Here is a 19,105-nt window from a genome sequence, read left to right as displayed (position 1 = left end):
AAGGGGAGAAGCGTGTCGAAAACAGGGCAAAAATGAAAATGAAAATGAAAAGGATAATTAATGCTGTATGAAACGGCCGCAAGCGTTGACTGGGCACGGGCCCAGTTTGCCCTGACGGCGATCTACCACTTCCTCTTCGTCCCGCTCACCCTGGGACTCTCCTTTATCGTGGCGATCATGGAGACCCTCTATGTCCGCACGAACGACCCCCAATGGAAGCGGGCGACGAAATTCTGGATGACGCTCTTTGCCATCAACTTCGCCGTCGGCGTCGCCACGGGGCTGATCATGGAGTTCGAGTTCGGCACCAACTGGGCCAACTACTCCTGGTTCGTCGGCGACATCTTCGGCGCGCCCCTGGCGGTCGAGGGGATCCTCGCCTTCTTTATGGAGTCGACCTTCTTCGCCGTCATGTTCTTCGGCTGGGACAAGGTGGGCAAGGGGTTTCACCTCCTCTCCACCTGGCTCGTCGCGGTCGGATCGAACCTCTCCGCGCTCTGGATCCTCGTCGCCAACGGCTGGATGCAGTACCCCGTCGGCATGGCCTTCAACCCCGACACCGCCCGTAACGAGATGGTCTCCTTCTGGGACGTCGTCCTCTCCCCGGTGGCCATGTCGAAGTTCCTGCACACCATCAGCAGCGGCTACGTCATCGCGGCGCTCTTCGTCGTCGGGATCTCCGGCTGGTACCTGCTGAAGGGGCGTGACATGCTGATCGCCAAGCGCAGCATGGTCGTCGGCGCCTCCTTCGGTCTGCTCGTCTCGCTCTTCCTCGCGCTTAGCGGGGACGAAAGCGCCTACAACGTCGCGCAGAAACAGCCGGTCAAGCTGGCCGCGATGGAGGGGCTCTACCAAGGCGAGACCCGTGCGGGCATCATCGCCTTCGGCATCCTCAACACCGAGAAGGAGCTCGGCGACGACCGCCACGAGTTCTACGGCGACATCGAGATCCCCTACGCCCTCTCCTTCCTGGGCTACCACGACATCGACGCCTTCGTGCCGGGCCTCGACGACCTCGTCTACGGCAACGAAAAGCACGGCATCGAACCGGCGCAGGCGCGTATCGACCGCGGCAAGGTGGCCGTCGCCGCCTTCAAAGAGTACAAGGCGGCCGTAAAAGCGGGCGACGACGCTGCCGCCGCCGAGGCGCGCGGCGTGCTTGAGACGCACATCGCCGACTTCGGCTACGGCTACCTCGAGAAACCCGAAGATATCGTTCCGCCGATCGCGCTGACCTTTTACAGCTTCCACATCATGGTGGGACTCGGCAGCTGGTTCATCGTACTTTTCCTGGCGCTTCTCTACCTGACGATGGCCAATGAGATCGAGCGCTTCCGCAAACTGCTCTGGCTCGGCCTGCTCTCGATCCCGCTGGGCTACATCGCCGCCGAGGCGGGATGGATCGTCGCCGAGGTCGGCCGCCAGCCCTGGGCCGTTCAGGACCTGCTGCCCGTCGGCATCGCGATGACGGACATCTCGAGCAGCAGTGTCCAGACGACCTTCTGGATGTTCGCGGCGCTCTTTACGGCGCTGCTCGTCGCGGAGATCAAGATCATGCTCCGCCAGATTAAAATCGGACCCGACGGAGGAGACCACTGATGTTTGAACAACTCACCTTTTTACAACTCCAGCAGTACTGGTGGATCATCATCAGCCTGTTGGGCGGACTCTTTGTCTATATCATGTTTATCCAGGGGGGCCAGACCCTGCTGAACCAACTCAGCGACAACGAGACGGAGAAGACGATGCTCGTCAACTCCCTCGGGCGCAAATGGGAACTCGGCTTCACGACCCTGGTGCTCTTCGGCGGGGCGCTCTTTGCCGCCTTCCCGCTCTTTTACGCCACGAGCTTCGGCGGAGCATACTGGGTCTGGATGGTCATCCTCTTCTGCTTTATCATCCAGGCGGTCAGCTACGAATACCGCAAAAAGCCCGACAACGTGCTCGGGCAGAAGACCTACGAGGCCTTCCTCTACATCAACGGCAGCCTCGGCGTCGTGCTGCTCGGCATCGCCATCAGCACTTTCTTCAGCGGCGCGGATTTCGCCCTCGATGAGAGCAACTTCGTCCACTGGCAGGGGGCGTCCAGGGGCCTTGAAGCGCTGCTCAACCCCATGAACTACCTGCTGGGCTTCGCCCTGCTCTTCCTCGTGCGCATCGCGGCGGGGATGTACTTCATCTCAAACATCGACCACGCGCAGATCGAGGCCAAGGCCCGGACGATGATCAAGCGCAACATCGTCTGGTTCCTGCCGTTCTTCCTCGGCTTCGTCTCGTGGATCTTTCTCAAGGACGGCTTCGCCTACGACGCCGCCACCAAAACGGTCTCGATGGTGCCGCACAAGTACTTCTGGAACTTCATCGAGATGCCGGCCGTCGGCGCCATGTTCCTCGCCGGAGTCGTCATGGTCCTGCTCTCCGTTTTCAACACGGTCTTCCGCGGCAAAAGCTGCTGCGCCTGGACCAACGGGGTCGGCATCGTGCTCACCGTCATGGCGGTCCTGCTCGCCGTCGGGTTTAACGGCACGGCCTTCTACCCCTCGACGCACGACATCCAGCATTCGCTCACCATCGAGAATGCCTCGGGCAGCCTCTATACGCTGACCGTCATGAGCTACGTCTCGCTGATGGTGCCCTTCGTCCTCGCCTACATCGCCTATGCGTGGCGTGCGATGGACCGGGTCAAGATCACTGAAGACGAGATCACCGCGCCCGACGCGCATAACTATTAAGGAGCACAGTATGGACTACACATCTTCACTTATCTGGTTTGCATCCTGGCCGCTGATCATCTACGTCAGCTACCGCTTCGTCCGCCTCAACGTCGACGAGATTGCGCGCCGCGAAAAAGAGCAGTCGTAACCCCCTTAACGACAGGGGGTTTCGATACAATCACGGTATGAAAGAACACTCCCGCGCCAAAGAAGCCTTTGGCAAAGCTCTGCGTTCCCTCGCCGCCATGACGCCGATGCTCCTGGCCGTCATCTCCCTGGTGGGCCTTTTCCAGGCCTTTGTCTCCCCGGAGATGCTCCGCGCGCTTTTCAGCGGCTCACCCCTCGTCGACACCCTGATCGGGACCGTCATCGGGGGGATCTCCATCGGCCAGCCCGTCATCAGCTATATCATCGGCGGCGAGCTGCTCGGCCAGGGGATCTCCCTCTATGCCGTCACCGCTTTTATCCTCGCCTGGGTGACGCTCGGGATCATCCAGCTGCCGCTGGAGGCCTCCCTTTTCGGACGACGGTTCACCATTGTCCGTAACCTGCTCAGCTTCGTTTTCGCCATGCTGATCGGTGTTGCGACCGCCCTGACGCTGCAGGGGCTCTCATGAAACAGAAGACCCCTAAAAAGCCGAAGTGCAACGGCTGCGTCCTGCTCGCCGTCACCCTCCTGCTCTACGGCGCGGCAGCCCTGTTCGCCCCGGAGAAGACGCTCCTCGCCGCCGAAGAGAGCTTCGGTATTCTGGTCAAGATACTGCCGATCCTGCTCGTCGTCTTTTTTCTCACCGCCCTGCTCAACACCTTTTTGAAACCCAAGAGCATCGCGAAACACCTCGGCAAGGGCTCGCGGCTTCGCGGCTGGTTCATCGCCCTCTTCGGCGGCATCCTCAGCCACGGCCCCGGATACGTCTGGTACCCCATGCTCGCCGACCTGCGCGCCCAGGGGGCCCGCGACGGCCTCATCGTCGCCTTCTTTTACGCCCGGGCCATCAAACTCCCCTGGCTCCCCGTCATGATCAGCTACTTCGGCATCGGTTTCACCCTTGTGCTTAGCTTCTACATCCTGCTGGGCGCCTGGCTGCAGGGGATCATTGCCGATAAAATACTGGTAAAGCATGAAACGTAAAGAGTATCAACATCTGCTTTTCCGTCAAGGCCGAAACGGTAGTTAGCGGGTCGAGCGGATCACCTAGGCATGGCAGTGCCCGAGAGCGGCAGCCTTTTATCCTTTTTTCTTCCCGGTTCGGCTTCTTTTTTGGATAAGCAAAAAAGAAGGGGAACAAAGCACCTCATCAAGAAGGAAAACAATGAAAACCATCTACCTCGCCGGCCCCGACGTCTTCGAACCCGACCCTTTTGCCGCGGGCGAGGCTCTCAAGCAGCTCTGCAGCGAGCACGGCTTCGAAGGGCTCTTCCCCCTGGACAACGCCATCGAAGCCTTCGACCACCCGCACAAAACCGCCGAAGCGATCCGGAAAGCGAACATCGACCTCATCCGCCGGGCCGACATCGTCATGGCGAACCTCAACCCCTTCCGCGGTTTCGAACCCGACTCGGGCACCGTCTACGAGGTCGGGTTCGCCGAGGCGCTCGGCAAACCGCTCTTCGCCTATGCGGCCGACCGCCGCCACATGCTCGAACGCCTGCGGGAACACCAGGGACTCGCTGCAGATGCCGAGCAGTGCCTGGAGGGCAAAAACATCGAGTCCTTCGCCCTGTCGCACAACCTGATGTTCGCCCACACGCTCGTGGCGGATGATGCGCGCAACTGCCTGCGACATATCGCGGAGCGTTTCTCCTGACGCACCCAAAGTATTCGGTGCTATAATAGTTCACGCCACCTATGAAAAAGGATTTGCGATGCGTGAGCTTTTCAACGGGTTTCTGGACGGCATAGAAGAAGTGCTGCGGCGGCGGACGATGATCGTCCTCGTCATTTTCGCCACGGTGGCTGCGGGCATCTGGGCGATCATAGGGATGCTCTATTGGGAGCATTTCCTCACCTTCAGCGACCGTCTCGTCGAATGGCTCCCCTTTGCGATGCTCCGCTCCAACGGGGCGTGGATGCTCTCGACCTTCCTTTGGGTCCAGGTCATAATGCTCACCGTCGCCCTGCTCTCGCTGCTGCTGACGGTCACGCTCTACCGCAACCTTCCCAAGCGGGACTTCACCGGGGCCGCCCTCTGGCTGCTGCTGGGCGCCACGGTCTTCTGGACCGTCGTGTGGCTTTTCAAGGGGAGCGCCATCTACGACGGCGTACTGAAACTGCTGACCATGCTCCCCTTCGATACCGTCGAAAACGGGGTCAGCGCTCTGCTGATCTTCTACTTCCTCTACAACGCCGCCATCATCACCATGCTCTTTTTCACGAGCCTCTACTCGCCGGTGCTGCTGCGCCGTATCCGCGAAGAGGTCTATCCCTACGAGAATGTGCACAGCGAAGCCGAGCTGCGCTCGCTCGTGTACACCGCCAGGAACACCCTCCTGTTCGTTGCCGCCTCCCTGGTGCTGATGCCGCTGCTCTTCGTCCCGGTACTCAATATCTTCGTCCAGCTGCTGCTGTGGGTCTGGCTGGTCAAGGACACCTTCACCTACGATGTCGGGGCACTCTTCTTCAACGCCAAAGAGTTGCGCCTGATCAAGAAGGGTGACAGGCACATCTGGGCCGTCGCCGCCGTCACCGCGCTGTTCAACTTCTTTCCCTTGCTCAACTTCGCCGGTCCCTTTATCGGGGAGATCATGATGTTCCGCTACCTCGTCGGGCTCAAAAGCAAAGCCTAGGCCGGGGCCGGGATGAACGATCAGACCCTCGGCGCCTTTTTACTGCTGCTGGCACTGCTGTTTGCACTGACCTATCTCCTCGCCGGCCTCTTCGAACGGCTGAAGATCCCGGGAATCCTCGCGGCGCTCTTCGTGGCGATGGGGGCGCACTATACGCCGATCGAACCGATGTTGACCCAGGGGGTCAACGGCGACGTTTTCACCGTGCTGGCGGATCTCGGCGTCCTTTTCCTCCTCTTTTTTATCGGCCTGCAGATCGACACGAAGGCGATGCGGCGCCAGGGCAATGACATCCTGATCGCCACGGTGCTCAATACCTCCGTTCCCTTCCTCCTCGCCCTGGGCTTCATGCTCTACCTCGATTACGGCTGGCTTATCGCCGTCGTGATCGGACTGACGCGGATGCCGACGGCCGAAGCCGTCATCGTCCCGATCGTCGATGAGTTCAGACTGCTGCGGACCAAGGTCGGCAACTACATCGTCGGCGCAGGGGTCATGGACGACGTCATCGAGGTCTTTCTCGTCGCGCTCGTCTCCGTCTGGATCGGGGAGCGCAGCGGCATCATCACCTCCGATTCGATGGAGGTCGTTCACATCCTGACCAATACGGCCATCTTCATCGCCGTCGCCTGGGGCGTCCGCAGCCTCATCCTCGTCCCCCTCTCGCGCTGGCTGCAGATCAAAGTCCCCAACCTGATCCTCCTGATGATCATCGTCCTTTTTATCTTCGGCGGTTTCGCGGAGTATGTCGGGCTCGGGCTGGTCGTCGGGGCCATCGTCTCAGGGATGCTGATGCGGCCGGTATTTTCCGGGGCGGGGAAGACCGGTGCTGAGGCGACCAAGGCCGTCCGCGCAGTCAGCTACGGATTTTTCGGCATCATCTTTTTCCTCTGGATCGGGATGAGCATCGACCTCGAGGGGTTGGGTGCGGCCCCCCATCTGGCCATCGGCCTCTTTCTGGCAGACTTCATCGGAAAAACGGCGGGGATCCTCCTGATGGTGCCGATGAAAAAACTGACCTTCAAGGAGGCCCTGACCATCGGCATCGGCCTGAACGTGCGCCTGACAACGGAGATCATCGTCGCCAAGCTGCTCTTTGACGCCCAGCTGATCGATCTCCAGCTCTTTACCGCCCTGGTGGCCGCCTCCTCCTTCTCGACCATTGCCGTTCCCCTGCTCTTCATCTTCATCGTCTCCCGCTGGCGGGACGCGCTCACAGGAGGTGCGAAGGTCGTGTCCGCCCCCATGGCCGGCATCGTCATCACCGAAACGCAGACGCCGTGGCACGCCAAAGCGATTGCGGAGGTCACCGCGCTGCTGGGCACGGATGCCGGTACGGGACTGGAGGAGGCCCGGGCCAAGAGCCGTCTCGCCGAGGCCGGCCCCAACCGTATCGAGGCCGTCCGCAAAGAGCGATGGGGTTCGATCCTGCTGCGCCAATTCACCGATGTGCTGATCCTCATCCTTGCCGCGGCGGCAGTCGTCTCTTTTGCCGTCGGTGAAATCGGGGATACGATCACGATCCTCGCCATCATTCTCCTCAACGGCCTGCTGGGCTTCATCCAGGAGTTCAAGGCGGAAAAGGCGATCGAGGCGCTGCAGAAGATGCTCTCCCCGCGCTGCAAAGTGCTGCGTGACGGCAGCCGGAGCGAAATCGACGCCGAAGCGCTTGTCCCCGGCGACGTCGTCCTGCTCGAGATAGGCGACAGGGTCCCCGCGGACCTGCGGCTGCTCGAAGCCGTCAATCTCAAAGCCGACGAATCCGCCCTTACGGGCGAATCGGCCTCCGTCACCAAATCGGCCGACAGCATCCCCGAAGCGACACCCCTCGCCGAGCGCAGCGACATGGTCTGGATGGGGACGAATGTCACCAACGGCTATGCGCGGGGGATCGTCACCGGCACCGGCATGGCGACGGAGTTCGGACGCATCGCACGGCTGACCAGCGAGGTCGAACAGACCCGTACCCCGCTGCAGAAACGGCTCGCCGTCCTGGGCAAACGGCTCGGTATCCTCTCCGTCGCCGTCTCTGCGCTGGTGGCGATCATGGGCTACCTCTTCGGCAAACCGGTCATGGAGATGTTCCTCACCGGCATCTCCCTTGCCGTCGCCGTCGTCCCCGAGGGGCTGCCCGCCGTCGTCACGATCACCCTCGCGCTCGGCGTCAAGGCGATGGTGCGCCAAAACGCCCTGCTGCGGCGCCTGCAGGCGGCGGAGAACCTCGGCAGCGCCGACGTCATCTGTACGGACAAGACGGGAACGCTGACGAAGAACCAGATGACGGTGCAGCAGATCTGGCTTTTCGGCGGCGGCGTGACCGTCACCGGCAGCGGGTACGATCCCGCCGGCCATTTTGAGGCCGACGGGCACAAAATCGATTACAAGGGCCGTGCCGACCTCTTGGCGCTGCTGAAAACGGGGCTGATCTGCAACCACGCCTCACTGCACCGCGAAGCGGGCGCGTGGGGAATCACCGGCGAACCGACCGAGGCCGCCCTGATCACCGCCGCCTACAAAGCGTGGATGGCGCCGGCGGACGTCCGCATCGTCAGCGAGTTCTCCTTCAACTCCGAGCGCAAACGAATGACGACAGTGATCGACGAGAATGAAGGAAGGGCCGCCTACGTCAAGGGGGCGCCGGAGGTCCTTCTTGCGCGCGCGGCCTCCTATCTCGAACACGGTGAAATACGCCCGCTGGACGCCGAGGCGCGCGGCCGCTTCGAAGCCGCCTACACCGCCCTCGCCGCGTCGGGCCTCCGCACCCTCGCTCTGGCCACGCGCACCCTCGCCCCGGAGACGAAGCTCGATCCCGACACGGTCGAACAGGAGCTTGTGCTGCTGGGCATTGCCGGCATCATCGATCCGCCGCGTCCGGAAGTCCCCGAAGCGATCCGCACGGCGAAAAGCGCCGGCATCGCCGTCGTCATGATCACCGGCGACGCCCCGCTGACCGCCATGGCCATCGCCGAAAAGATCGGCATGCACCCCCCGCGGGCCGTCACGGGAGCGGAACTGGAGACCATGAACGACGCGGCCCTCGCGTCAGCGCTGCAGGCGGAAGCGATCTTTGCGCGGACGACGCCCGAGAACAAGCTGCGTATCGTCAAGGCCCTGCAGCGCGAAGGGATGGTGACGGCGATGACGGGTGACGGCGTCAACGACGCGCCGGCGCTCAAGCGCGCCGACATCGGCATCGCGATGGGTATGCGGGGGACGGACGTCGCCAAAGGGGCCTCCGACATGCTCCTGCTCGACGACAACTTCGCCTCCATCGTCAACGCCGTGCGCGAAGGACGGCGCCAGTACGACAATATCAAGAAGTTCGTCACCTACCTCCTCTCTTCCAATATCGGGGAGGTCCTCGCCATCTTTATCAATATCCTGCTCGGCGGCCCGCTGCTGCTCCTGCCCGTGCAGATCCTCTGGATGAACCTCGTCACCGACGGGATGACCGCCGTCGCCCTGGGCATGGAGCCCGCGGAAAAGGGGCTTATGCGGCGCCCGCCCCGGGCAGGGAACAGCGCCTTCCTGCAGCGAAGGGGGATCTTGATGATCCTGCTGCTAGGCGCCTACATCGCGGGGGCGACGCTGTGGATATTCCACTACTATCTCGCCTCCGGCATGGCGGAGCCACAGGCGGTCATGCTTGCGCAGACCGTCGCCTTCACCGCGATCATCGTGCTGGAGAAGATGAACGTCTTCAACTACCGCAGTCTGCATGCGCCGATGCCGATCATCGGCTTTTTGACCAACCCCTGGCTGCTCGGCGCCTGGGTGATGACCGTCTCGCTGCAGGCCGCCGCCGTCTACGTGCCCTTTCTGCAGGAAGCCCTGCATACCGTTGCGCTCGGCTGGCGAGACTGGCTGCTGATCTTCGAGATCGCGCTGCCGCTCTTCGTCATCGTCGAACTCTATAAGTGGCTGGAGTGGTGGGGACGGCGCAACGGCCTCCCGGCGGAGGCCTAAAGGTTTCGATAGTGCAAAAGCACCCTGCGCACGCGCGGGAAATGCCGTTCAAGGTGTGCGAGTTCCTCCATCAGCGCCCCGCTCCACTCCGTCTCTTTGCGCCGGATCTCCTGCAAGAATGCAATGCGGCGCTCGACGAAGTAGAAGTAGAGCATGATGCTGACAACGGCGGCATAGAGGCACCAAACGGAGGTGACGGCATAGGGTTTCCACAGCGTAATGCCCACCAGGCCCATCAGGTTGAACCATCCGAAAAGCTGTACGGAGACGCTGCTGCTCAGGACCAGCGGCCCGCAGGTCGTGAGAATATAGGCGATGTTGATCCACCCCTTTTGCGTCCACGCGTTGACGTAGGCCAGGGCATCATGCTTCACCGTAACGTACGTCGGCTGTACGGAGAGTCCCCACAGCGTATAGGCCGCCAGAATGCCGCCCAGCACAAGCAGCACCCCGATCACCCTCCGGTACCATCCCGAAGGCTCCAGCAGCCAGATCGCCAGCGGCACGAGAAACGGCAGCAGCCCCTGGGCATAGAAGATGAAGATGCTCTCCGCCATCTCCAGCGCGCGCGGTTCGATCAGCCCGCCCATGCCCAGCCAGACGAACCCCTGGGTGAACTGGTGCAGGGCAAACAACAGCGGCAGGCTCGCGAAGACGACCTCTTTGGGCTCGCTGACCCGCCGAAGCGTCAGCAGGCCGATCACGCCCAGGGCACCGGACAGCGTAAAATTCATAATGGCAAAGAACATGGCTTATTTTTTCAGGTCGTGAATCAGCGTCGAGCCGCATCTTTTATGCCATTTCACAATCGCCTCCCACGCCTCATCGGCCGTTTCGGCAAACGCGAAAAGATCCCGGTCCTCTTCGTCTATCGTCCCCTCTTCGACAAGCATCTCGAAATTGATGATCCCCCGCCAGTAGCTTTCGCCGACGAAGACGACGGGCATCGGGTCGATCTTGCGCGTCTGTACGAGGGTCAGCACTTCGAAACATTCGTCCAGGGTCCCGTAGCCGCCGGGGAAGATGACAAGGGCTTTGGCCCGCCGCAGGAAGTGGAGTTTGCGGATGGCGAAGTAGTGCACCTGGAAACAGAGTTCGGGGGTGATGTAGGGGTTGGGGTACTGTTCGTGGGGCAGCGTGATATTGAGGCCGATCGATTTGGCCCCCACGTCGAAGGCCCCGCGGTTGGCCGCCTCCATGATGCCCGGCCCTCCGCCTGTCATCAGGGTGATCTTCGTATCTTCGGGCCCTTTGCCGCTGCGGCCGACAATACGCCCGAAGGCGCGGGCCGTTTCGTAGTAGTGGCTCTTGGCCAGGATCCGCCGCGCGATGCCCAGCTCTTTTTCAAGGGCCTCGCCGTCTTTGGCGTTCCGTTCCGCTTCGAGGTTCTCGATCAGGCGCTTGGCCTCTGCCTCCTCCATGATCCGCGTGGAGCCGAAGACGACGATGGTGTGTTCGATGCCGTGTTCGCGCAGCAGCAGTTCGGGCTTGAAGTAGTCCACCTCCAGCCGCACGCCCCGCACCTCGTCGCGCCGGAGAAAGTTCGGGTCCCGGTCCGCCTGGATAAAATTGTCGTGGGCCATGATGGCTTTCACGCGCTTATGCGCTTTGGGGTCGTCCTCGTCGGGCTTCGGGTGTTCCCACGGCAACGGCTTCTGGTGCCGTTTCAACAGCTTGCGGAACGCTTTTTTATCATGGTTTTTCTTCATAGCTTTCTCTTTCAACTCCGATCTCCCATTGTAGCATGCATCCGCGTCTACATGGTACAATCCTTCTATGGAATACGCCGTTCTCAAATCGATGGTCATCGCGCTGCTGCTGGGGTTCATGATCGGCATGCAGCGCACCATGAGCCGCATGCCCCAAAGCGGCCAGAGCTTCGCGGGCAGCCGTACCTTTGCCCTGCTGGCCCTAATCGGCTACCTGGCCGGCTGGCTCGGCGAGGCGGTCCCGGGCTTCGTCTTCGCCGCAACGGCGGTCGTCGGACTCCTCGTCGGGCTCTCCTATTACCTCAAGGTCACCCGCTTTCATAAAACGGGGATGACGACCCAGGTCGCCGCCGTCGTCACCTTTCTCCTGGGCCTGATGGTCTATGCGTCCCTCGAGTCCTACGCCATCTTCATCGCCGTGCTGATGGTCGTGCTCCTCGAGATCAAACCCCGTTTGCGGGAGTTCGAAGCGCACCTCTCCTCCACCGACATCAATGCCGCCGTCTTGCTGCTGGCGATGAGCTTTATCGTGCTCCCGGTGTTGCCCAACGAGATGATCGGCCCCTATGAACTCTTCAACCCCTACAAGACCTGGCTGATGGCCGTCATCATCGCCGCCATCTCCTTTGTGGGGTATGCCGCCGTCAAGCTCTTCGGACACAAGCGCGGCCTCTTCATCACCGGGGCTGCCGGCGGGCTCGTCTCTTCCACCGGCGTGGCCGTCTCGCTTTCGAAGATGTTCGCAAATCAGTTCAGTCTGCTCAACAACTACGCCGCCGGCGTGGCCGTCGCCTGCACCTTCATGTACCTGCGCGTCCTCTTCGAGGCGGCCGTCATCTATCCCGCCCTCGCCAAGCTCCTCGCCCCCGCTTTCCTCGCCGCGACGGCCGTGGGCCTGCTCTTCACCTACTACCTTTATACCCGTTCGCAGAGTGCCGATATCCATCTCGAGAACGAGGCGATCAAGAAAAACCCGCTGCAGCTGAGCGAAGCGATCAAATTCGGCCTGATCTTCGGCGTCATCTACGGGGCGATCGCCTTTACCGAGAACCGCTTCGGCAACGTCGGCGTCTACATCGTTTCGCTGATCTCCGGTATTACCGATGTCGATGCCATCACCCTTTCGCTCTCGGAACTGAGCAAGGACGGCAAACTGCTCAAAAGCACCGCCATGAACGGCATCGTCATCGCCTCGGTAACGAATTCGCTCGTCAAACTCGGGATCGTCTTCTGGATCGGCGGTCTCAAGCTTGGATGGCGCGCCGCACAGTTCTTCATCCTGACGCTCGGTTCGATGGCCACGGTGCTCTCTCTGACCGAGTTCTTCCTTCTTTAACTCATAAGAATATTAAATAAAAATGATTATTCATTGTTATCATTAAGGGTAAATAGGTGATACTTTCTTCCTAAAAACATTAATTTTGAGGAGAATTCATGAAAACCAGTGCACGCAACCAGATCAAGGCAACGGTGACAGAGATTATCGGGGGAACCGTCAACAGCGAAGTGGTGATGGACGTGGCAGGCACCCCGCTCAAGGCCATCATTACCAAAGAGGCGGTCTCCGAGATGGGACTGACGGCCGGTTCGGAAGTCTACGCCATCATCAAGGCCTCATTCGTCATGATCGCCAAGGAGAAACCCGGCAAGATCAGCACACGGAACGTCATCGAAACGACGGTCAGCGACATGATCGAAGGCCCGGTAAGCTGCGAACTCAAACTGGCCATGGGCAGCGCGGTCCTGACGGCGATCATCACCGAAGAAGCGGCCAAGGAGCTTGGCGTCGCCAAAGGGGACACCGTCCACGCACTGATCAAAGCCAGCGCCATCATCCTCGCACAGTAACACCCCATTTGCAGCCTTCAATGGCTGCGGAACGTCTATTCTCCCGTCTGCACTTTCTGCTCTGCCGCTTCCAGATCAATAATCTTCGGAAGTGTCGTCAGCACGCTGTCGGGATTAAGGCTGATAGAGTCGATCCCGAGGCGTACCAGGAACTCCGCGACCTCCGGGTAGTCCGACGGGGCCTGCCCGCAGATGCCGCTGTGGCGGCCGTTGCGCTTGGCCCCCTCGACGGCCATCTCGATCATCTTCAGCACCCCCGCGTCCCGCTCCTCGTAATCAAAGGCGACGATCTCGCTGTCGCGGTCGACGCCCAGGGTGAGCTGGGTGAGGTCGTTGCTGCCGATGCTGAAACCGTCGAAAACCTCGCTGAAGCCGTCGATGGAGATGACGTTGTTGGGAATTTCGCACATCACGTAGATCTGCAGCCCGTTCTCTCCCCGCACCAGCCCGTGCTTCGCCATCGTCTCGACAACCCGCCGCCCCTCTTCGACCCGGCGGCAGAAAGGGATCATCAAGATGACGTTCGTAAAGCCCATCTCGTTTCTGACGCGCTTCATCGCGGCACACTCCAGTGCGAACCCCTCCTCGTAGGCGGGGTGGCTGTAGCGCGCCGCGCCCCGGAAGCCGATCATCGGGTTCGCCTCGTCCAGCGGTTCGAAGAACTGCCCGCCCGCGAGGGTGGCGTACTCGTTCGTCTTGAAGTCGCTCATGCGCACGACGCAGGGGTCGGGGTAGACCGCCGACGCGATCGTCGCCACCCCCTCGGAGAGGCGCTTAACGAAGAAATCTTCCGGCCCCTCGTAGGCGGCGCTGAGGGCTTCGATCTGCACCCTTGTGGCCAGGTCCGTCTTTTCGGGGTGGACCAGTGCCATGGGGTGAACCTTGATGGATTCGTTGATGATGAACTCCATCCGCGCCAGGCCGATCCCGTCGACGGGGAGGTGCGCCAGCGAGAAGGCGAGGTCGGGGTTGCCGAGGTTCATCATGATCTTCGTGCGCGTTTTGGGGAGGTGGCTGAGATCGGTCCGCTCGACGTCGTACGCCAGGATGCCGTCGTAAACCCTTCCCGTCTCCCCCTCGGCGCAACTGACCGTCACCTCCCGGCCGTCCGCAAGCTTCTCCGTCGCATCCTCCGCACCGACGATGGCGGGGATACCGAGCTCCCGGCTGACAATGGCCGCGTGGCAGGTACGTCCGCCGCGGTTGGTGACGATGGCCGAGGCCATCTTCATCACCGGCTCCCAGTCCGGTGTCGTCGTATCGGCCAACAGCACCTCGCCCTGCTTGAATTCGCCGAGCTGCGACGTATCGCGGATATGGTGCACCTTTCCGCTGCCGATCTTCGTACCGACGGCACGGCCGGTCGCGAGCAGCTCCCCTTCCCCCGTCAGATGGTAGATCTCGAGGATCGATCCTTTCTTTTGCGACTCCACCGTCTCCGGGCGCGCCTGCACCATGTAGAGCCGGCCGTCGATGCCGTCCTTGGCCCACTCCATGTCCATCGGCTTATCGTGGCCGACGTTTTGGGAGTAGTGCCGCTCAATCTTGATAGCGTAATCGGCGAGGACCATCACGTCTTCGTCGGCAATACAGAAGCGCGTCCGCTCGGCGGGAGGCGTCTCGACGTTTTTTGTATACTCGACGGCGATGCTGCCGCTGCTGAGCGCTTCGGAGAAGATCATCTTGAGCTCTTTTTTCCCGAGGCTCCGCTTCAAAACCGCCCGGTGCCCCCGGTCGAACGTCGGCTTATGGACGTAAAAACCGTCCGGATCGATCGTGCCCTGCACGACATTCTCCCCCAATCCGTAGGTCCCCGTGATGTAGACGACGTCGCGGAACCCCGACTCCGTATCGATACTGAACATCACCCCGCTCGCGCCGACGTCGCTGCGTACCATCTTCATCACGACGACGCAGAGCTTGACGTCGAAGTAGTCGAAGCCGCTGTCAAACTTGTAGTGCAGGGAGCGGTCGGTAAAGTTCGAGGCGAGGCAGCGTTTGTAGGCGTCCAGGAGCGCCTCGGCAGAGGCGATATTGAGGTAGGTGTCGTTCTGACCCGCGAAGGAGGCCTCCGGAGAGTCTTCCGCCGTTGCGGAGGAGCGGACCGCCAGGGAGACGTCGTCGCCGTATTCGCGCTTGAGCGCCGCATACCCCTCCAGAATCTCCGCTTCGAGCGCGGGAGGGAGGGTGCAACTGTAGAGGATCTCCCGGCACGCCTTCCCCCGCGCCTGCAGCTGCGTGACATTGTCGGGGTTGAGATCATCCAGCTGCGCATGGAGCTTCTCCAAGGCGCCGTTCGCTTCGAGCACCGCATCATAAGCCTCCGCCGTGACGGCGAAGCCGTTGGGGACGAGCACCCCCGCCGTGCTGAGATGCCGGTACATCTCCCCCAACGACGCGTTCTTGCCTCCGACCGAAGGGACGTCCCCGATGCCGAGCGCTTCAAACCATTTGACATATGCCATCGCTTCCTCCTTAATGCAGTGTTCCTCGCCTCTTTCCTGTGCCGCCGTGCTACAGGTAGATCACCTCGTTCTGTTCCACGATATGGACCTCTTTGTGCAACTGCTCTGTAATAGCCGCCTTGAAGAGTGCCTCTTTGTCCGCTTCCCCGTGGATGAGAAAGATGTTTTTGAGGCCGCTCATCCCCTTGATCCACTCCAGGATACCGGATTGGTCGGCATGGGCGGAAAAACCGTTGATCGTATAGACACTGGCCTCGATCCGGATGTCTTCGCGGTAGATCTTGACCCATTTTTCCCCGTCGACGATGCGGCGGCCCAGCGTACCGGCGGCCTGGTAGCCGACGAAGATGAGCGCATTCTTGCGGTTCCAGAGGCGGTGTTTGAAATGGTGCAGGATGCGGCCGCCGGTGCACATTCCGCTGCCGGCAATGATGATGGCGCGGCTGTCGGTCTGGTTGATCGCCTTGGACTCCCCGACGTCGAGGGTGTAGGTGAGCAGTTCAAAATCAAAGACGCTCCCGTCCCGCGCCTTCACCTCCCGGCATTTGGCGCTGAGCAGGTCGCTGTAGCGGTCGTAGACCTCCGTGGCCCTTATGGCCATCGGTGAGTCGACGAAGACCTTGCAGTGCGGCAGTTCGCCGCTTTCATGCATCTGCTTCAGCAGGAACAGGATCTCCTGGGTCCGCTCGACGGCGAAGGAGGGGATGAGCACGTTGCCCCAGTTGAGCAGGGTATCGGTCACGACCTTTTTGAACTCCTCCGTGCTCTGCAGGGCGTTTTGGTGGTCGCGGTCGCCATAGGTCGATTCGGTATAGAGGTAATCCGCATGGGGACAGGGGGCGAGATTCGGCAGTACCATATCATTGTCGTTGCCGATGTCGCCGGAGAAGACGATCGTCCGCGTCACCCCCGCCTCCTCGTAGGCGATCTCGATAAAGGCGGAACCGAGGATGTGCCCCGCATCCCTGTAGGTCACCTCCACCCCCTTGCACAGCGTAAAGGGCTCGCCGTACTCGGGCAGGATGCGGGTGAGGGCCAGGGCGTCCCTGACGTCGTCCTCGCCGTAAAGCGGCAGGCTCACCTCCCCCTCGGTCCCGCGGCGCAGGGCCTTTTTAAAGCGGGTCTCGTGGTCTTCTTGCATAATCTTGGCGCTGTCGAGGAGGATGACTTCGGCCAGGTCGAAGGTCGCTTTAGTCGCGACGATCGTCTTCGCGAACCCCTCTTTGACGAGCTTGGGCATCCGTCCGCAGTGATCGAGATGCGCGTGCGTCAGCAGCAGGAAATCGACCTGTGCCGGGTCGAAGCCGAAGGCGTCAGCGTTATGCTCCTCCTCCCGCCCCTGGAACATGCCGCAGTCGATGAGGATCTGCTTACCGTTTTCGAGCTCAAGCAGGTGGCATGAGCCCGTGACTGTTTCCGCCGCCCCGTAAGAAATTACCGTCGCCATCTCCTCTCCTTTTGCTTCACTGCCACTATCATAGCACTAAACCGCCGGGACGATCAAACAGGCCTGAACCAAATAATCATTTTTATGTGTTGACCTGCACTTAAGAATTGTCGTCCTATGATGGAACTATTACATTTTCTTACAGGAGACTGTCATGGCGATTCGCGGTATTTCAATTCTCAAAGGCATCGAAGCGGAAACGGTGGCCACACTGCTCAACAAAGCGTACTGCGACGAATGGCTGGCCTACTACCAGTACTTCATCGAGTCCAAAGTCGTCAAGGGGATCATGAAAGACGCCGCGATTGCCGAGCTTAATCAGCACGCGGCGGACGAACTGCGCCACGCGACGATGGTGGCGGACCGTATCATCCAGCTCGGCGGGACCCCGGCGCTGAGCCCCAGCGACTGGATGGTTCACGGCAACTGCGGGTATGAGGCGCCGGAGAATCCCGACGTCATGGCGGTGCTGGAACAGGCAATCAAGGGGGAGCAGTGCGCCATCAGCGTCTACTCGGACCTTGTCGATCTCACCCGGGAAAAAGACATCGTCACCTATGACATCGTCTCCCAGATCCTCGCCGACGAGGTCGAACACGAAGAGGACCTCCAGGCCCTCTACGACGACATCGAAGAGTTCGTCGAGCAGATCAGGACGGCCCTAAAGTAGGACCACCCCCCAGATCATCACCGTCATCGCGACGCTGATCAGGCAGGCGGCGGCCGCACTGTCCTTGGCCGCCTTGGCCAGGCGGTGGTAGTCGCGCGTGCTCAGATCCACGCCCCGCTCGACGGCACTGTTGAAGAGCTCCGCGACAATGGGCAGGAAGAGCGAGAACTGCAGCCAGAGCCGTTCGCATTTGGCCACGTCGATGCTCCAGGCCACAACGCTGAGCACGATGAAAAGCGCGACCTCGATCTTGAACACCGTCTCATGCCGGAAGACATGCATAAACCCCTCGACGGCGTAGCCGAAGTTCCTGCGGAGCGAATATTTCGGTTTGTTCATCCTCGCAGCCCCTTTTTTAACCCATATAATACACTAACGGCAAGGGTTCCTCCCAGCGCGACGTCCAACGCGGTCTGCATACCGAACTGCTCCCAGAGCCACCCGCCGAACGCTGCCCCCGCCGCGGCGAAGAGCGCGACCGCGGCATAAAAAATGCCGTAAACCGAGCCGCGGTTCTCTGCCTGCTGCGCGATCATGGCCCGGTTCGCATTGAGCGTCGCCACCGTAAAAAGACCCAGAAAGGCGAACGCGGCCCAGGTCGCCGCGGGCATCTGCAGCCACAGCAGCGCCTGGGCGACGATGCCGCAGCCGTAGCCGAAGGCGTTCACGGCCCCGCTGCCGAAGCGGTCCGACCCCAGACCGAAAAGGTAGCTTGTCAGCGTCTGCACCCCCGTCGATACGGCGAAGAGCAGCGGGATCAGCGCCGTGGCGATTCCGACCGTTTTGGCCTGTACCGTGAAGAAGGCTTCGCTGAATATGAAAAAAAGGAACAGAAAATAGAAGAACAGCTGCAGCACGGTTTTTTTGTCTGCGCTGCTCAGCCGGAAACGCTCGGTACACTGGACGCGTTTGGGGATGTCCCGCACGAAAAAGATGACGATCACCAGGCCGATGAGGCCGGGGATTAGGGTGGCGAAGAAGAGGGTACGGATCACCCCCTCGCTGTCGCCGAAATACCACAGCAGCCCGAACAGCAGCAGCGTCCCGCTGAACTCCCCAGCGATATCCATCGTTTTGTGAAACCCGAAGGTCTTGCCGTGGGCATTTTCCCTGGCATAGGAGGCGATCATCAGATCTTTCGGGGCCGAACGCACCCCCTTGCCCACCCGTTCCAGTGCGCGCAGCGCCGCAATGCTCCCCCAGCCGTGGCTGAACCCCAGCAGCGGTTTCGAGAGGGCCGAAAAAAGGTAACCGCCCACCACCAGCGGTTTGACGACGCCGTAGTAGTCCGCGATATAGCCCGAAACCATCCGCAGCGCATAGGAGACAAAGGTCGCCACGGCAACGATGACGCCCAGCTTGTCCATCCCTTCATGCAGGACGGTTATGACAAAAATAGGAAGAATGGGATTGACCATCGCGGAGGCCAGGTCGGTGAAATAGCTCACCCATCCAAGGCGCACGACGTTTTGATCGATAGAGTGCATCTGGGCATTATA

The 19,105-nt window shown here is 60.9% G+C and carries 16 protein-coding genes; 10 read left to right on the top strand and 6 right to left on the bottom strand.

Features of this window, described 5'->3' with window-relative positions; all coding sequences use genetic code 11:
* Window positions 1-60 precede the first annotated feature (60 nt).
* From WCX72_RS01535 to WCX72_RS01505, 7 genes are all read left to right on the top strand, one after another.
* Complete coding sequence (locus WCX72_RS01535) at window positions 61-1,599, top strand: cytochrome ubiquinol oxidase subunit I (protein WP_345970484.1); 1,539 nt, start codon at window positions 61-63, stop codon at window positions 1,597-1,599.
* On the top strand, window positions 1,599-2,732 hold the full coding sequence (gene cydB / locus WCX72_RS01530; RefSeq protein ID WP_345970483.1) for a cytochrome d ubiquinol oxidase subunit II: 1,134 nt from the start codon (window positions 1,599-1,601) through the stop codon (window positions 2,730-2,732). The genes WCX72_RS01535 and cydB overlap by 1 nt, the downstream gene beginning before the upstream one ends.
* Before the next feature lie 167 nt (window positions 2,733-2,899).
* Window positions 2,900-3,331, top strand: a complete 432-nt coding sequence (locus WCX72_RS01525; protein ID WP_345970482.1) for a permease — start codon at window positions 2,900-2,902, stop codon at window positions 3,329-3,331.
* Window positions 3,328-3,846, top strand: coding sequence for a permease (locus tag WCX72_RS01520; RefSeq protein WP_345970481.1), 519 nt, complete (start codon window positions 3,328-3,330; stop codon window positions 3,844-3,846). The genes WCX72_RS01525 and WCX72_RS01520 overlap by 4 nt, the downstream gene beginning before the upstream one ends.
* A 181-nt stretch (window positions 3,847-4,027) precedes the next feature.
* The gene (locus WCX72_RS01515) at window positions 4,028-4,522 is read left to right on the top strand and encodes a nucleoside 2-deoxyribosyltransferase (RefSeq protein WP_345970480.1); all 495 of its coding nucleotides are present in this window, start codon (window positions 4,028-4,030) and stop codon (window positions 4,520-4,522) included.
* Between the two features lie 58 nt (window positions 4,523-4,580).
* Window positions 4,581-5,501, top strand: coding sequence for an EI24 domain-containing protein (locus WCX72_RS01510; RefSeq protein ID WP_345970479.1), 921 nt, complete (start codon window positions 4,581-4,583; stop codon window positions 5,499-5,501).
* A 12-nt stretch (window positions 5,502-5,513) separates the two neighbouring features.
* Window positions 5,514-9,467 carry an HAD-IC family P-type ATPase gene (locus tag WCX72_RS01505; RefSeq protein WP_345970478.1) on the top strand — a complete coding sequence of 1,318 codons (3,954 nt, stop codon included), beginning with the start codon at window positions 5,514-5,516 and terminating at the stop codon, window positions 9,465-9,467.
* On the opposite strand, the gene WCX72_RS01500 is transcribed toward WCX72_RS01505, so the two are convergent.
* Both WCX72_RS01500 and WCX72_RS01495 read right to left on the bottom strand, forming a co-directional pair.
* Window positions 9,464-10,216: a DUF6629 family protein gene (locus tag WCX72_RS01500; RefSeq protein WP_345970477.1), complete on the bottom strand. Its 753-nt coding sequence runs from the start codon at window positions 10,214-10,216 to the stop codon at window positions 9,464-9,466. The two genes, WCX72_RS01505 and WCX72_RS01500, sit on opposite strands and share 4 nt — an antisense overlap.
* A gap of 3 nt (window positions 10,217-10,219) precedes the next feature.
* The gene (locus tag WCX72_RS01495; RefSeq protein WP_345970476.1) at window positions 10,220-11,176 is read right to left on the bottom strand and encodes a TIGR00730 family Rossman fold protein; all 957 of its coding nucleotides are present in this window, start codon (window positions 11,174-11,176) and stop codon (window positions 10,220-10,222) included.
* Between the two features lie 67 nt (window positions 11,177-11,243).
* Between WCX72_RS01495 and WCX72_RS01490 the strand changes: the two genes are divergently transcribed.
* Window positions 11,244-12,512 carry an MgtC/SapB family protein gene (locus WCX72_RS01490; protein ID WP_345970475.1) on the top strand — a complete coding sequence of 423 codons (1,269 nt, stop codon included), beginning with the start codon at window positions 11,244-11,246 and terminating at the stop codon, window positions 12,510-12,512.
* Window positions 12,513-12,610: 98 nt separating this feature from the next.
* On the top strand, window positions 12,611-13,024 hold the full coding sequence (locus WCX72_RS01485) for a TOBE domain-containing protein (protein WP_345970474.1): 414 nt from the start codon (window positions 12,611-12,613) through the stop codon (window positions 13,022-13,024).
* Window positions 13,025-13,059: 35 nt separating this feature from the next.
* Here WCX72_RS01485 and ppsA read toward each other — a convergent pair whose 3' ends face one another.
* Both ppsA and WCX72_RS01475 read right to left on the bottom strand, forming a co-directional pair.
* Window positions 13,060-15,489 (bottom strand): phosphoenolpyruvate synthase, encoded by a 2,430-nt coding sequence (gene ppsA, locus WCX72_RS01480; RefSeq protein ID WP_345970473.1) that lies wholly within the window; start codon window positions 15,487-15,489, stop codon window positions 13,060-13,062.
* Between the two features lie 49 nt (window positions 15,490-15,538).
* Window positions 15,539-16,936, bottom strand: a complete 1,398-nt coding sequence (locus tag WCX72_RS01475; RefSeq protein WP_345970472.1) for an MBL fold metallo-hydrolase — start codon at window positions 16,934-16,936, stop codon at window positions 15,539-15,541.
* 154 nt (window positions 16,937-17,090) lie between these two features.
* Here WCX72_RS01475 and WCX72_RS01470 point away from each other — a divergent pair, with 154 nt between their 5' ends.
* A complete protein-coding gene (locus tag WCX72_RS01470) occupies window positions 17,091-17,606 on the top strand; it encodes a ferritin-like domain-containing protein (protein ID WP_345970471.1) in 516 nt (171 codons plus the stop codon).
* Here WCX72_RS01470 and WCX72_RS01465 read toward each other — a convergent pair.
* Both WCX72_RS01465 and WCX72_RS01460 read right to left on the bottom strand, forming a co-directional pair.
* Window positions 17,598-17,945: a diacylglycerol kinase gene (locus WCX72_RS01465; protein ID WP_345970470.1), complete on the bottom strand. Its 348-nt coding sequence runs from the start codon at window positions 17,943-17,945 to the stop codon at window positions 17,598-17,600. The two genes, WCX72_RS01470 and WCX72_RS01465, sit on opposite strands and share 9 nt — an antisense overlap.
* A complete protein-coding gene (locus WCX72_RS01460) occupies window positions 17,942-19,093 on the bottom strand; it encodes an MFS transporter (RefSeq protein ID WP_345970469.1) in 1,152 nt (383 codons plus the stop codon). Before WCX72_RS01460 ends, WCX72_RS01465 begins: the two co-directional genes overlap by 4 nt.
* Window positions 19,094-19,105: the final 12 nt, after the last annotated feature.

Source organism: Thiomicrolovo immobilis (assembly GCF_039645955.1).
Taxonomy (GTDB): domain Bacteria; phylum Campylobacterota; class Campylobacteria; order Campylobacterales; family Sulfurimonadaceae; genus Thiomicrolovo; species Thiomicrolovo diazotrophicus.
This window is presented reverse-complemented; position numbering and strand designations above follow the sequence as displayed.

Coding starts and splice junctions, on each gene's coding strand:
- WCX72_RS01470 (WP_345970471.1), top strand. CDS start 17,091: ATGGCGATTCGCGGTATTTCAATTCTCAAAGGCATCGAAGCGGAAACG.
- WCX72_RS01525 (WP_345970482.1), top strand. CDS start 2,900: ATGAAAGAACACTCCCGCGCCAAAGAAGCCTTTGGCAAAGCTCTGCGT.
- WCX72_RS01485 (WP_345970474.1), top strand. CDS start 12,611: ATGAAAACCAGTGCACGCAACCAGATCAAGGCAACGGTGACAGAGATT.
- WCX72_RS01495 (WP_345970476.1), bottom strand. CDS start 11,176: ATGAAGAAAAACCATGATAAAAAAGCGTTCCGCAAGCTGTTGAAACGG.
- WCX72_RS01520 (WP_345970481.1), top strand. CDS start 3,328: ATGAAACAGAAGACCCCTAAAAAGCCGAAGTGCAACGGCTGCGTCCTG.
- WCX72_RS01535 (WP_345970484.1), top strand. CDS start 61: ATGCTGTATGAAACGGCCGCAAGCGTTGACTGGGCACGGGCCCAGTTT.
- WCX72_RS01465 (WP_345970470.1), bottom strand. CDS start 17,945: ATGAACAAACCGAAATATTCGCTCCGCAGGAACTTCGGCTACGCCGTC.
- cydB (WP_345970483.1), top strand. CDS start 1,599: ATGTTTGAACAACTCACCTTTTTACAACTCCAGCAGTACTGGTGGATC.
- WCX72_RS01505 (WP_345970478.1), top strand. CDS start 5,514: ATGAACGATCAGACCCTCGGCGCCTTTTTACTGCTGCTGGCACTGCTG.
- WCX72_RS01500 (WP_345970477.1), bottom strand. CDS start 10,216: ATGTTCTTTGCCATTATGAATTTTACGCTGTCCGGTGCCCTGGGCGTG.
- WCX72_RS01475 (WP_345970472.1), bottom strand. CDS start 16,936: ATGGCGACGGTAATTTCTTACGGGGCGGCGGAAACAGTCACGGGCTCA.
- WCX72_RS01460 (WP_345970469.1), bottom strand. CDS start 19,093: ATGCACTCTATCGATCAAAACGTCGTGCGCCTTGGATGGGTGAGCTAT.
- ppsA (WP_345970473.1), bottom strand. CDS start 15,489: ATGGCATATGTCAAATGGTTTGAAGCGCTCGGCATCGGGGACGTCCCT.
- WCX72_RS01490 (WP_345970475.1), top strand. CDS start 11,244: ATGGAATACGCCGTTCTCAAATCGATGGTCATCGCGCTGCTGCTGGGG.
- WCX72_RS01515 (WP_345970480.1), top strand. CDS start 4,028: ATGAAAACCATCTACCTCGCCGGCCCCGACGTCTTCGAACCCGACCCT.
- WCX72_RS01510 (WP_345970479.1), top strand. CDS start 4,581: ATGCGTGAGCTTTTCAACGGGTTTCTGGACGGCATAGAAGAAGTGCTG.